This window comes from Thiorhodococcus minor, assembly GCF_010820565.1.
Taxonomy (GTDB): domain Bacteria; phylum Pseudomonadota; class Gammaproteobacteria; order Chromatiales; family Chromatiaceae; genus Thiorhodococcus; species Thiorhodococcus minor.
In genome coordinates this window covers 1-13,681 of sequence record NZ_JAAIJQ010000069.1, presented here as the reverse complement: position 1 = coordinate 13,681, position 13,681 = coordinate 1, and the positions used below count along the sequence as shown (strand labels likewise).

Annotated in this window: 8 protein-coding genes; 4 read left to right on the top strand and 4 right to left on the bottom strand. The window is 65.2% G+C overall.

Annotated elements, in window-relative coordinates; all coding sequences use genetic code 11:
* Positions 1-331: 331 nt before the first annotated feature.
* Together G3446_RS19135 and G3446_RS19130 are read right to left on the bottom strand one after the other, a co-directional pair.
* Positions 332-535, bottom strand: coding sequence for a cupin domain-containing protein (locus G3446_RS19135; RefSeq protein WP_164454439.1), 204 nt, complete (start codon positions 533-535; stop codon positions 332-334).
* 36 nt (positions 536-571) lie between these two features.
* On the bottom strand, positions 572-1,384 hold the full coding sequence (locus tag G3446_RS19130; protein ID WP_342450158.1) for a LysR family transcriptional regulator: 813 nt from the start codon (positions 1,382-1,384) through the stop codon (positions 572-574).
* Positions 1,385-1,666: 282 nt separating this feature from the next.
* Between G3446_RS19130 and G3446_RS19125 the strand changes: the two genes are divergently transcribed.
* On the top strand, positions 1,667-2,749 hold the full coding sequence (locus G3446_RS19125) for an alcohol dehydrogenase family protein (protein WP_164454437.1): 1,083 nt from the start codon (positions 1,667-1,669) through the stop codon (positions 2,747-2,749).
* A 342-nt stretch (positions 2,750-3,091) separates the two neighbouring features.
* On the opposite strand, the gene G3446_RS19120 is transcribed toward G3446_RS19125, so the two are convergent.
* On the bottom strand, positions 3,092-5,710 hold the full coding sequence (locus G3446_RS19120; RefSeq protein ID WP_164454436.1) for an autotransporter family protein: 2,619 nt from the start codon (positions 5,708-5,710) through the stop codon (positions 3,092-3,094).
* Between the two features lie 586 nt (positions 5,711-6,296).
* Here G3446_RS19120 and G3446_RS19115 point away from each other — a divergent pair.
* Entirely contained in the window at positions 6,297-7,148 is an 852-nt protein-coding gene (locus tag G3446_RS19115; RefSeq protein WP_245232599.1) for a tetratricopeptide repeat protein, read from the top strand.
* A gap of 456 nt (positions 7,149-7,604) precedes the next feature.
* On the opposite strand, the gene G3446_RS19110 is transcribed toward G3446_RS19115, so the two are convergent.
* On the bottom strand, positions 7,605-10,769 hold the full coding sequence (locus G3446_RS19110) for an SUMF1/EgtB/PvdO family nonheme iron enzyme (RefSeq protein ID WP_164454434.1): 3,165 nt from the start codon (positions 10,767-10,769) through the stop codon (positions 7,605-7,607).
* 365 nt (positions 10,770-11,134) lie between these two features.
* Here G3446_RS19110 and G3446_RS19105 point away from each other — a divergent pair, with 365 nt between their 5' ends.
* A complete protein-coding gene (locus G3446_RS19105) occupies positions 11,135-11,338 on the top strand; it encodes a YgaP family membrane protein (protein WP_164454433.1) in 204 nt (67 codons plus the stop codon).
* 657 nt (positions 11,339-11,995) lie between these two features.
* Positions 11,996-13,387, top strand: coding sequence for a phytoene desaturase family protein (locus tag G3446_RS19100; RefSeq protein ID WP_164454432.1), 1,392 nt, complete (start codon positions 11,996-11,998; stop codon positions 13,385-13,387).
* The last annotated feature ends 294 nt before the right edge of the window (positions 13,388-13,681 follow it).

The window sequence follows — 13,681 nt, the reverse complement described above, 5'->3', positions numbered from 1 at the left end:
AAGCGAGATCCGCCAGCGCGCCCACTCAAGGGCGATGGTGCCTCCGTCAGGCGGGCTGTCGGCCACGCACCGCAGACACCTCTCGGATCTTGGGGAAGGTCGATCGGATTTCCCTGCGGGGGCTCGTTTCTAAGCGTCTTCCGTCAAGCGTTTCTGAGCGACCTACCTCGAGACCGCCAATCGACCCTCCCTGAGGCACAGGTGAGGGTGGGTCGAAGGCCTGAAATCGACCCAGAGTGATCACCGAGCCAATTGAGCTCGTAGGCGGCCCAGTCCTATGAGCTGTCGCCCATGCTTGACGGGAATCCGGAAGGGCTCGGCCATGTTGCAGTCACCCAGCTGCCGCAAGCGCCTGAGTCCTGCATCCGGTGACTTGTCCATTGAGGGACACCATGGCAGGTGCATCGGCCACCAGGCTGCGGTTGCGCGTCAGCCCGACCTGGGTATGCGGCTCGCCTGAGGCGATGAAGGCGGAGACGACCGACGGCAACCGCGCAACCCGTCCGTCAACCGCGATCTCCACCCTCGCTTGCATGGGCAGGACCAGTCGAGTCTGTCTTGCGCCGCTACCTCAGGCTGCCTGCGCGGTCGTCGGCTGTCCCAGCTCGGTTGCGATCTCGTCGACTAGGGCGCGAACCGCGCTGGCACCAGCCCCCGAGCCGATGCGGACGATCTGGGCGACCTCGGGCGGCGGCGGAAGGGGCTCGGAGAGGCCTTCCATCTCCGGCGTGATCTGGCGGGTGCTCAGCAGGCGCACCCCGAGCCCGGCGTGCAGCGCGCAGAGGATGCCGGCGCCGCTCGGGCAGGTCAGCACGCTAGCCAGGCCCGGCGGCTGGGATTGCCCGACCTCCATGGTCCAGTGCCGATAGAAGCAGTTGTCATCGAAGGGCAAGAATGGCACCTGGCGCGAGAGATCGAGCCGCAGGTCTGGCGACTTGACCCAGTGCAGGCTGTCCCTGGCCAGGATCCGATCGGATGGGCGCGCGCGGTGGGCGAACAGTTGCAGAATGCCGATGTCGAGCTCGCCGTGCTCGAGCTGTGCTGCGATGGCGAGGCTCTGACTCACAGGGGTCTGCACCGCGACGTCCGGATGGCGCCGGGTGAAGCGGCCGAGGATGCGCGCGAGACCGCCGCCGCTGGTGTCCTCGGTCATGCCGAGCCGGATCTGGCCTGTCAGCGGCTGCTGGCCGAGGCTCAGAACCGCCTCGTCGTGCAGGGCGACGAGGCGGCGCGCGTAGCGCAGCAGCCGCTCGCCCTCGGTGGTAAACAGCGGTGCCCCCGCGCGCCGGCTCAGCAAGTCGCAGCCAAGCCCCGCCTCCAAGCGCTTGACCTTGTGCGAGACGGCCGACTGCGACAGCGCTAGGCGCTCCGCAGCTCGGGTCACGCCACCCACCGCGCATCCTTCAGGCGAAGCGATGTGGGAGCGGCGCCCCGCCGCGATCGGGCGCCCGTCGCGGCGAGGCGCCGCTCCCACCGAGCAAGCGCTTGGACCAAGCGATGATCGAGGCCATCAAAACAATGACTTTGAATCATGAATCAGTGGCGTGCATCCTGGCCATTGGGTCGCGCAACAGGGCGTGGCTGTCGTCAGCGATGTATCGAACGACGACAAGGCTGGACTCTGTCTGCAAGGCTGTTTTCTGATTCTCTGTTGCGAGCAATGACGATGAGCACACCGATTCCAGAGACCATGTTTGGCGTTGTCCTCACCGGCCACGGCGGTCTCGACAAGCTGGAGTGGCGCGATGACCTACCCGTGCCTAAGCCGGAGCGGGACGAGGTCCTTATCCGCGTCCATGCCTCCTCGGTCAATAACACCGATATCAACACCCGCACGGCCTGGTACTCCAAGTCGGTGCGTGGTGATACGGCCTCGGCGGCAACGGGCGGCGCGAGCGAGGCTGCGGCTGCCGACGGCGCCTGGTCCGGCCAGCCCATCGCCTTCCCGCTGATCCAGGGCGCCGATTGCTGCGGCGAGATCGTCGCCGTCGGTGGCCAGGTGCCGAGGGTGCGTATCGGTGAGCGGGTGCTGGTGCGCGCGTTGCAGTCGGTCCAGGCGAGTGACGGCAGCCTGACGACCTCGACCCTCGGCACGGAGTGCGACGGGGCCTTTGCCGAGTACACCAAGATCAAGGTCTGCCATGCCTTGCCGATTCGCTCCGACTGGACTGACCTGGAGCTGGCGTCGATCCCCTGCGCCTACTCGACGGCGGAGGCCATGCTGCAGAAGATCGCCCTTGGCGCCGAGCGGGTGCTGATCACCGGCGCCTCGGGCGGGGTCGGCCTGGCCGCCGTTCAGCTGGCCAAGCGCCGTGGTGCGGCGGTGACCGCCATGACCAGCGCGGACAAGGCAGAGGCGCTTCGCGCGCTCGGCGCCGATGCGACAATCAGCCGTGATGGCCCCTTGCCGGGAAATGCCTTTGATGCGGTGGTCGACGTCGTCGCCGGCCCACGCTGGCCCGAGCTGATCGATGCCCTCAAGCCTGGCGGGCGCTATGTGGTGGCGGGCGCCATCGCCGGGCCGATCGTCGAGCTGGACGTGCGCACGCTCTATCTGCACGACCTGACGCTTTACGGCTCCACCCGCCAGCCGGATGGCGTCTTTAGGGATCTGGTCGGCTACATCGAGCGCGGCGAGCTGCGTCCATGCATTGCCGAGGTCTTCGATCTGAAGGACATCAAAGAGGCGCAGACGGCTTTTCTGGGCAAAGGGCACGTCGGCAAGATCGTGCTGCAGGTTGCTCGATGAGGCCTTTGTCATCAGCCGGGCCGGTGGACGAGCGCGAGCGAAGTCCAGCGAATCCCGCGCCGGCGTTGGTGGACTGCGCTGCGCCTGTCCACCCTGCGGGAGACAACTGGCCGAAACCATGATCGACGCCGCGATTCGGCGACGGCGGTGGAGGGATTTGGCAGAGTCGTCGCGGATTGTTCTGAGAAGGTTTCGCCGGATCGCCCGAGCGCACACACCCCGCCCCGGGTGTGTGCGCTCAGCCTTAGGTCCCCCTGGGCTCCTCACCCTTTCCTTACGCCACAGCCCCCAGCGGAGGTGGATCCAGCGCCGGGGGCTGAAGGCTCGGGTCGGGCGGGGCGATCAATAGAACTCCCAGCGCACGCCCGCATCGATCAGATGGTCCGTCCAGTCGCGCTTGTCGAGCAGGGTGCTGTAGTTGAGGTAGGTGGTCACGCCCTGTGGGAAGAGCGCCGAGAGGCCGAGGCCGATGCGGAAGTAATCCCGGTCTGGCTCGTCCGTGTCGATCAGGAAGGTGGTTCCGCTCGGATCCGCGGCGAAGCGCGCGCTCAGCGTGGAGGCGTCGTTGTCGTACTCGTGCTCCCACTCGACCCTTGCCTGAGGCACCAGAACGGCCGTGTCCGTGTTGAAGACGCGTGACACGCGAGCGCCTAGGGTCGTGGTGACGGAGGTCGCATCGAAGCCGTCCATCTCAAGGTTGAGGCCGCCGGCGTTGTTCTCGCGGTAGTTGTCGACGTCCACCTTGAGGTAAGCCGCCTTGCCGTAGACCCCGAAGGCGACGGGGCCCTCGTTGATGTCATAACCGGCACCCAGGCTGGCGCCGAACTGGGTGCCGCTGAAGGAGGCCCTGGCCTGCCGCCTCACCGCGTCCAGCGAGGAGGTGATCTGGTAGTCGATGTTGCGCTTGGAGTCGTAGTCGTTCCAGCCGTACTCCACGATGGCGTCGATGTAGGTCCGCTCGGTCAGATAGCTGGTCGCGTAGGCCGCGATGTGCCAGGTTTCCGTCTCCAGTCCGCCGTCGTTCGAGTCGAAGTCCACGTCGTTGGTCGCGTAGCCGAAGGCGCCGCCGGCGATGAAGTTCTCGCTGAACCGATAGTCGGCGCCGGCGGTGAGTCCGGTCGTGCTGTAGTCGAAGCCGGTCTCATTGTTGGTCTTGTCCTTGTCACCGAAGTTGACCGTGCCGTTGAGGAAGAAGCCCCACTTGCCGAAGCTGGCGTCGGCGCTGGCCCCGCCGCCGCTCGCATCCGCGGCGAGTGCGGCGAGCTGCCGGCCGGAGAGGCTTTCGCCGTCGACGTTGAGCGAAAAGGCGCCGAAGTCGAGGCCCTTGGCGCCGGAGCGCAGGGCCGCCAGGCGCGAGCCGATGTTGGCGAGCTGCTGTGTGCCTGTCTCGATGCCCGCGGTCTTGGCGGCGTTGGCCTTTTCGTTGGTGATCTGCTCGAGCGTCTCGGGGATGCCCGAGGCACGTGGGTTGGCCAGCATGTCCGAGCATTGGGTGAAGAGGTCTTCCTGGTCTGCCGTGCGCTGCGATATGGCCCCGAGCTGCGGGCAGACGGTCTCGACGGCGCGTGCGACGCTGCGCTGGTTTGGCGTCAGGCCGGGCAGTGTCGAGAGCGTGTCTGAGGCGCTGACATTGGCCTCGACCGTGACGACGGCGACATTGCCGGCGGCGTCGGTGACCTCGATCCGGTTGACGAAGGCGAGATCGGATTGGGCGCTCGCCGGGATGTCGGCCGCGTACTGGGCCGTGCCCGGGCTCGTGAGCTGGCTGGGCTCGACTTGTCCGACCACGCCGCCGCTGACGCCCACGACGCTTAGGGTGTAGGGGGCTACGCCGCCGTTCACGCTAAAGCGTTCCGTCACCCTGTTGGAGGCGCCGACGAGTGATGTCGCATTGAGCGAGATGTCCGAGGGGCTGGCCGAGAGTGCCGGGCCGCTCGGCGCGTCGACGCGGAAGGACAGGCTTGCCGTTGTGCTTTGCTGCGTTGTGCCTTCGCCACTGTCCGTGACCTCGATGGTAACGCTGGTATCGCCGGATTGCGCGTCTGCGGGGACCGCATAGCTGAAGGTTAGGGTGCCATCGGTGGACGGGCCGGAGAGCTGCGCGCCGGCTGGGCCGGAGACGATCTCGGCGCTGTAGCCAGGAATGCCGCCCGAGATCGAGAGTCTGGCTTGTACTGAGTCACCGGGCTGGAAGGCGCCGAGGTCTTGCGAGGATGGGCTCAAAATGAGCATGTCTGCGTCGAGGCTGACGCTGAGGCTCAGGTCGGCCGCGTTGCCGCCGCATGCGTCGCCTTCGGACGCGCCCATGATGGAGATGGTGTCGGTGAAGCTTCCGGCGGCATCCGCGGGGATGGTGTAGCTCAGCGTCCTGCCGGAAAATGTGACGGCTGCGCCGTTGGCGCTCTCGGCCGTATAGGGCGCGATGCCGCCGGACACGCTGAGCGTGAGGGTCTGGGTGCTGCCGGGCCCGCCAGTGATGGTGCTGCTGGCGGGCGATAGGGTCAGCTCGTCTTTGACCGTAATGCGAATCGGCGTCCTGGTCGTATTGCCTGGTGATTGGCAGAACAGCTCACCGACACCCGTATCCTCAAAGCAGTTGCCGTCCCAAGTCACGGTGAGGCTGTCGTCGAGCACCTCGCAGTGCGTCGCGCTGCTCGGCACCCCGATGGTGACCGAGTCGCTCTGCGGACTCAGCTCCGCCGAGCGTCGGGCTGCGCCGCCGCCTTCGGTCCAGTCCGCGCTGACGAGCCGCTCGAGCCCGTCGCCTTGGGGGCTCGTCGCGATCCCGATCGTCAAGGTCCCCCCAGGTGCGCGCTCGACATCCGGCGCGCTTGGGCTGAACGTCGGCTCCGCGAAGGCGCTGCTTGCGGACATGCCCAGCAGGAGTGCGGCGAGCGTCGCCGGCCATTTGCCTAGTGGTGGACGGCGAGATGACTCGCCCGCGTGTGCGTCTCTCTTCATCGTATTGCCCCATCGTTTCATCGGCGTTTGGCGGTGTGCATCTGCAGCGCCGTGCCAAGCGGAGTCCGTCTCGTTCCGAGGAGCGCGCACCGAAAGCAAGGACGATCCTGTGTGATCTGGGCCAGCGATCATGTCCGGGCTGGTGTTTCATTATTGCAACGGTGTTGGGCTTCGCGTGCTCGCTCCTACTTTGCAGTCCTTAGCGCTAGGATCTTCATTATCATGATTCGAAAAAGATTGCGCGCTCTTGCTTGGTGTCGTCGCGCTCTTGATGCAGGAATCTAACGTCTCTGATTCTAGACTATTCCCCATCTTTGTCCGGCTGCCTGGGACGCCGCCGAGAGTGAGTGCGTTGCTGTGCCGCGGCGTCATGGAGCTAGGGCCGAATCGCCCGCGCTCCCTGCCGCATCGGGTCGGATTGCAACCTGGGTGATTCGCATCGCTATACTTCGGTCCATTAGACGAGGATCTGGGAGGGGATATGATGATGCACGACGCTTGGTCTCGCTCGTTCGTTTCGGGGCTCACTGGCCTCCTGGCCATTGGAGTCGCTGGCTGTGTCACTACGCCGGAGTCGGAGGGGACCTTGGGCATCGCGCCCGTCGCCCCCGGGCGTGGCGTGGACGACTATGTCCTGGTGGATTGCCTGCTGCCCGGGCAGATTCGCCAGCTCGGCACGCGCATGACCTACATGGCGCCGCGGCGGATGGTCAAATCCACCAAGTCCGATTGCGGGATTCGCGGCGGCGAGTTTGTCCTTTTCGACCGCTCCGACTATGGCAGCGCCTTGCAAACCCTGCTTCCCGAGGCGCAAGGCGGGGATGCCGTGGCGCAAACCTATGTCGGCGAGATCTACGAGAAGGGCCTCGGGCTGCCGGGGCCGGACTATGCGGCCGCGGCGAGCTGGTACCGCAAGGCGGCCGCGCAGAGCCACCATCCCGCACAGACCTACCTAGGGTCCCTCTACGAGAGAGGGCTCGGCGTGCCGCAGGACAAGGCGAAGGCATTGGATCTCTATCGCCAGGCCTCGGGTCTGACGCAGGACAAGCTCATCTTCGAGTCCGAGCTCAAGGCCCAGCGCGAGGCCTTCCAGCGCGAGCTTGCGGTGCGGAACCGCTTGGCCGCCTCGCTGCGACAGCAGCTACGCAGGGCGTCGGCCAGCAAGCCGACGGGCGCGGCCAAGCCCGCGGCGCCGGCAACTGCGAGCCGTGCCGCACTGGAGCGTCAGGTGACGAGTCAGCAGCGCGACGCGGCGAGCGAGGCGGAGCGTATCCAAAAGGAGCTGCACGCCATCGAGCAGCTCAAACAGACCGAGGTCGATAAGACGTCGCCGGCGAAATCAGGCAAGGCGGCTCAGCTCGGCAAGCTCGAGCTGACGCGTCGCGAGCAGTATCGCTCTTTGCTGGATACCTCGAGGCAGCTGTCCCAGGTCGAGTAGGCGGGCGATGCCAGGGGCATGAAGACGCGGAGCGAATGTCGTCCCCAAGTGGCCGATCCATGCTCGGCCACTTGGGCGCTCGAAACGCTGGAGCCGCTCATGGCTTGGAATGGCGCGGAAGCAAGGCCCGGAGTGTCGCGTCTGCGCTCGTGATACCCGTCGGGTCGATCTCTCGCCGACGGGACTCGCGCAGGGCGACAACCTTCTCAGCCCGGGCCGTCCCGCTCCGGGTCGCTGCTCCGCCTCGAGTAGCGCCGTTGGCGCACTCGGGCTACGCACGACCCTACGACGAATGACTCTACGGCGTGTGTGACTGCGCTTTGCATATTGCCTTCACGACGAAGGACTCACGTCCTTCGTCATTACGGCAATACGCACGCGCACACGCCTACCCGGGACTACCGGCCTCGCGCTTTGCGCTTCCCTGGCCGGCAGCGGCCGTGGCGCTACCGCCCCTCACTCCCGCTCGGCTTGCGACGGGATATCGTGCGCGAGCCTGAAGCCGACGAAGCTATAGCGCATCTCGGGGAAGTTGCGGTTCCGATAGGCGGAGCGCACCAAGGCTGGACCGCTGTTCCAGGCCCCGCCTCGCATGACCCGGGCGGCGTCGACGCTGGGCGGCGCGCAGAGCAGCTCGGCGCCGCCGTAGGCTGGGTCGTACTCCGAGCATGTCCACTCCCAGACGTTGCCCAGCACATCGAGCAGGCCCCAGGGGTTTGGCCGGAAACTGCCGACGGACGCGGCCCATTCGTGAGCGTCCCCGCAGGGAAAGCCAAGCTCCCAGCCTGTCTTCAGGTCGGCCGTGTTGGAGAAGTCGCAGGCTTGCTCGCCCGCGCCGTTTCCCCAGAAGCGGGCCAGGGTGGTGCCGGCCCGGGCGGCGTACTCCCACTCGGCCTCCGTGGGCAGACGAAAGCTGTGGCTGGTCTCCTTGTTGAGCCAGGCGATGTAGGCAGTGGCGTCGTTCCAGCTCACGCAAGTGGCCGGGTCGTCATCGCGCGACGACCGGTATTTGTTCGGCTTGCGCCAGCTCGCCCAAGTCTTGATGCCCCAGGGCTCGGCGTCGTCGCGGTCGATGGATTCGCAGCCGTTCATGCCGCCGACGCCACGCTCCGCATCGGTGCGGTAGCCAGTGGCCTTCACGAAACGCTCGAAGTCGCGCATCGTCACCTCGAAGCGCCCCAGCCTGAAGTCGTTGACGCAGGCATTATGCTGGCGCTCGTCCGACTCGCGTCCCGTCTCAGAATCCGGACTGCCCATGGCGAAGCAGCCGCCCTTGATGTCGACCAGGGTCGGGAAGAAATCGCGATGCTGCTGAAGCGCCTGCTGCAGGGCGGACAGCTGCTCGTGCTCCGGGGCGATCTTCTGCAGGCGCGCAAGCGCGGCCTCGGCCTCAGCGAGGCGGTAGCGCTCGAGCAGCGGCGGGATGCGCTCGGCGACGCCATCGCCGACGGCGCCGATGGCGGCGAGCGCGGCCGCGTTGCCCGCGTCGAGCGAGAGGATTCCGTCGTAGCAGGCCTTCGCCTCCAGGCTGCTGGCGATGTTGATCTGGTCGGTGGGGAAGCGGGTGCCGCAATCGGCGAGCTGTGTCGTGATCTGCTCGGCGAGTGTGCGTCGCTCGCGGATGCGCTCGCGCAGCGCGAGCAGGCCGCGGTGTGTCGGCAGGATTCGCAGCCCTTCGTCGACCAAGGCGATGCTGGTCTCGAGGTCGCCCTCGTCCAGGGCCGCCAGCGCCCGGCTTAGGCGCTCATCGGCTTGGCGTTGGGTCTCGTCGGCCTGCTCCTGGCGAATTCTCGCGTCGAGCGTCCTGAGCGCGCGATGGTCCGGGTCGAGCGCCAGCCCCTTCGCCGTGATCGCCAAGGCTTGCGAAGTGTTGCCGCTGGAGAGCTGCGCCTTGGCCTCGTCGAGGAGCGCGGCGATCTGGCGCTCTACCTTGCGCTTGAGCTGCCTCTGAACCGAGGCGCGCAGGTCCAGGAGCTTGGAGCTGTCGGGATGGTCGACCAATGCCGCGCTGATCTCGTCCAAGGCCGGCTGCAGACGCTCCGCGGCGATGAGGTCGGTGATGTGACGCAGCGTCGCGTCGAGATCTCGCGCCCTCTGGAGCCGGGTGGCGATCTGCTCGCGCAGGGCGATCAGCTCGGGTCCCTGAGGGGTCAGTGTCAGCCCCTGCTCGACGAGCCGCTCGGCCTCGTCGAGTCGGCCGGCCGTCGCCGCCTTGCGGGCGCGCTCGAGCAGGTCCTTCGCCTGTCGCGTCTTGCGGTCGGCAAGCTCTTGCTCGAGCTTGCTCTGAAGCTCGAGCAGCCCCGGGTGGCTTGGCGCTAGGCGCAGTCCCTCCTCGACCTTGCTCAGGCTCTCCTCGAGCCGATTCTCGCGGCGCAGCTCGCGTGCCTCGCCGAGCCGCGCCTTGGCCTCGACATCCCGCTCGACTAGGGATTTGAGCTTGAGCAGCCGGGCGTCGTCCGGCGTGATGGCGAGTCCCAATCGAATGACGCTGAGGCTGGCATCCGTCTTGGATTCCAGGAAATGCTGAATCGCCAGGTCTTCGTACTGCACCACGGTCTCGGGGCGATTCGCCTCGGCCTGGGGGAGCTGAGCCAGAATGGCGCGGCGCCCTTGATCGTCCTCCTGCATGAGGTAGACGGCCACGGCGACGCCAAGGGCTGCGAGAAGGCCGAGGATGGCGAAGACGGGCCAGCGGCTCGGGCGCTGCGTCTCGGACGTCGGCTGGCGTCGCGTGCGGGCCTGCGTCTGCGGGCCGTCCGGTGTCGTGTCCTGACCGCGCGGCAGGATGCGGGTGGCATCGTCGTCGGCGATGGTCGAGGTGGTCGTGCTCTCCAGCGCCTCGAGCGCGCGAATCAGCTGGCCGGCGCTGGCGAATCTGTCCTCGGGCTTCTTGGCGAGGAGCTTGTCGAGAATCGGCTGGTAGCTCTCGAGCCCAGCCGGCAGGGCCGGGATGGGATCGTTGCAATGCTTCATCGCCAGGCTGACCGCGTCGTCCGCCTCGTAGGGCAGCTGATTGGTCAGCATCTCGTAGAAGACGATGCCCAGACTGTAGAGGTCGGAGCGCGCGTCGAGCGACTGCCCGGTGCTCTGCTCGGGGCTCATATAGCGCGGGCTGCCGATCACCATGCCGTAGCTCGTGAGCTGCATGGAGTCGGGGTCGCGCGTTACGGCGCGAGCAATGCCGAAGTCGGTCAGAACGGGTGTGCCGTCGCTGCGGAAGAGGATGTTCTGCGGCTTGACGTCACGATGGATTACCCCGCGCGCGTGCGCCACGGCCAGCGCCTCGGCGATCTTCTTGGCGATGCTGACGGCCCGGGAGGCCGGCATTCCCCGCTTGATCTCGTCCGCCAGCGTGCCGCCCGGCAGGTACTCCATCGAGAAATAGTGGTAGCCGCCGCTGGAGTCGAAGTCGTAGATGGTGACGATCTGCGGATGCTGGAGCTGGGCGATGATCTGCCCTTCCTTGACGAACCGCGTCGTGAAGTCCCCCCCCGCCATCGCCAGCGGCTTCATCACCTTGAGGGCGACATCGCGCGTTAGCCGATCCTGGCGTGCCAGGTAGACGGTGGCCATGCCGCCGGCGCCCAGCTCGCGAATGATGGTGTACCCAGGGATCTTCACTGATGCGCTACGTCCAGGGGGATGCCGGAAAGGCGAAGAGGGGTTAGACGTCGCATGCTAGCCAGGGGCGCACCCAGGGGCAACCGCAGGCTTCGGAGTCTTGCCTGGTCTGGGGTATCTCAGGAAGCGCTCGAGCAGCTGGCGCTGGGTATGCTGCTTGAGCCGCGGGATGAGAGGGCCAGTCCGCACAAAGGAGGCATCGAGACCAGGGTCGCGCGATGGGTGCTGCGGGCTCCGGCGATTCGCCCGAGGCCTAGAAATTGGCTGCGATGGCCCGATCTCGGATGCATGAGACGCCGGGACTGCCTAGTCTGACCGGCGTCGCGCAACCCAAGAACGAAACAACGAAACCGAGGTGGAACCCTATGCAGCTCGTCAACAACGTGGGCAAGCAAGATCGTAATATCCGTTTCGTCGCAGGCGGTGTCGCCATCCTCTTCGGCATCATCACCGGTCTGTGGTGGCTGGACATCGTCGGACTCATCCTGCTTGCGACGGCCTATTTCGGCACATGCCTCGCCTACATCCCGCTCGGAGTCAACACGGCGAAAGAGGCTGGGGACGACTGAGGCAATCGCTGCCGCTCCAGCCCTGAGGCTCAGCACCTCCCATCCTCGCGGGCATGCCTGAGATTGACGGCTCATTTGCGCTGTCCTACCTCTGGTCTGTCGGCGGGGTGGAGGCCATCGACACACCAAGGGGCGCTGTCATCAGGCTTCGGCAGCGTCTCCAATGGCAGCATTCGGCGGGAGTCATCGTCCGAGGCGGATGATCCACAGGCCACTGCACTTCGCTGTGGCTTGCGATCCGCGAACATCAGCGATGAGTCCCGCACTTCCCCGGGGCGCTTTGGCCGATCTGCCTGCTATCGACGCCAAGCCGGGCCGGCTCTAGATTCCCTCGGGCGCTCGTCTCGGATCCTTCCCGTCCGCCCGTGCTCGTCCCATCTTCGGGCCCGAGCGGGCTCACCCCCGCATTCAACGAGGCATTGATGTGGCCTCACCCCGCAGCTTCAGCATCAAGACAGGGCAGGCTCGATGCGTCCACGCTGCCGTCGACAGTTTGCGGAGCTTCCGCCGCGGCGGCGTGCTTCGACCTGTCGACCTCGCCTCCCCGCGCGATCGAGCGTCCAGCGATCAGGGGCATCTTGTCGCAGGGCGCCATGGGCTCCAGCCTTGAAGAGACAGCGGTTTCCGTGCAGGCGCCAAACATCTGGAGGAGAGCGCATGAAAGTTATCGTCATGGGTGCCGGCTTGGCTGGACTCAGCGCAGCCATCTATGCCCGGGCTGAGGGATACGAGGTCCAGGTCATCGAAAAGAATCCATTGCCGGGCGGGAAGGTATGGCAATGGCAGCATGGGGCTTTCAATTTTGACATGGGGCCGTCCATGATTATAGAGACATGGACGATCGCGGAGGTGCTCCGTATCGCAGGGCAGGAGCCGCTCGAATTCCAAGCGGTCTCACCCCTCTTCTCGGTTTGGCTCGAGAATCAGTGCTGGACCGTGGACGCAGACTCTGCCGTCGACATGGTACGCAGCCTGGCCCCGGAAGATGCTGAGAATCTTTCTAGGATCGCCCGAAAAATGGAGACGGTCATCTCCGACGTCCGGGCATCATTGCTCCAAAGGCCCGTAAAAGGCCCGCTTGGCATCATCAATCGACATCTTCTGAGAATCGCCAGTATCATCGATCCGCGACTGAGCGCCTCGGAATATGCAGCGAAGAATTTCAGAAGCGAAATTCTTCGTGCCCTGCTTTCGACCTATCCATCCTACACCGAGCACCTCATCTGTAAGTCGCCAGCAATTGCTGTCTTCGTACCTTTCCTCATGCTTCAGGACGGTATCCACTACCCCAAGGGCGGCGTCTACGCGATTGCGGAGAAGCTATACAAAGGTGCGTTGGAGATGGGAGTGGAGTTTGTGTTTGACTCCGAGATTGAGCACATAGAGACCGATGGTGCTCGGGTGATAAGCGTTGGTGATATGCACACCGCCGATGCCTTCATCTGCACTGCCGATTTCAACCATGTCCAATCGCTGCTCGGCAGAAAGTCAGATGGGAAAGCGGCACACGCTTACTTCGCGGCGGCCGTCGCCGTCGATAGAGAGCTGCCTTTCACGCATCATACGTTTCTTATCCCCAAGGACTATCAAGTCGCGCACCAGTCGATCGATGCGGGGAAGGTGCCGGATGAGTATCCGCTCTATCTGTGCATCGCCTCAAAGACCGACTGGGATTGCGCTCCCAAAGGATGCGAGAGCCTATTCATCGTTGGGGTGCTCCCTAGTACACAGGATCATGATTGGTCCGACAAGGAGCCTGTCTTCGATAACGCGCTGAAGCAGATCGAGCGCATGACAGGCGAGAGGATCCTTCCATCTGCTAAGAAGATCGTCGCACCCGACGACTTCGAGCAGCGCTTCAACAATACTGGCGGGTCTGTCTTCGGTCTTTCCGGGATGCATAATCCCTTGATGGGATTCAGAGAATACAACAAAGACAAAGAAATGAAGAACCTGTACTACGCGGGTGCCACCGTTCAACCCGGGAGCGGCGTACCCCTTGTGATCCGGTCAGGGAAGTTTGCGGTCGACTTGATGAAGGGCTCCTGAGCGGAGCGCTCCGCTGTTCGGTCAGGGGCTGCCGGGTACCCAAGCCTTGGGGTCCACTTCAGTCTGCACCGCCCTATTGGCCAAGACCTTGGCCTCGAGAGTCTGGACCTTCAGGCCGACATCGGTCGACTTGGAGGTCAAGGCGGCCAAGGCAGCCAGGGCAATCGCATCAAGCTTTTCTAATATTGGCGCCCTCTGATGCTTTTGCTTTCTCCTTGCTCTTGGGCGGCTCGAAGAACAATTTCGTCAGGTAGTCCTCGTCGGATGCCGCTTTCAAGCGCTTGTTCTGGAGAC

Excerpts from the sequence above, each read along its gene's own strand:
- G3446_RS19125 (WP_164454437.1), top strand. The coding sequence starts at position 1,667 with ATGAGCACACCGATTCCAGAGACCATGTTTGGCGTTGTCCTCACCGGC.
- G3446_RS19105 (WP_164454433.1), top strand. The coding sequence starts at position 11,135 with ATGCAGCTCGTCAACAACGTGGGCAAGCAAGATCGTAATATCCGTTTC.
- G3446_RS19120 (WP_164454436.1), bottom strand. The coding sequence starts at position 5,710 with ATGAAGAGAGACGCACACGCGGGCGAGTCATCTCGCCGTCCACCACTA.
- G3446_RS19135 (WP_164454439.1), bottom strand. The coding sequence starts at position 535 with ATGCAAGCGAGGGTGGAGATCGCGGTTGACGGACGGGTTGCGCGGTTG.
- G3446_RS19100 (WP_164454432.1), top strand. The coding sequence starts at position 11,996 with ATGAAAGTTATCGTCATGGGTGCCGGCTTGGCTGGACTCAGCGCAGCC.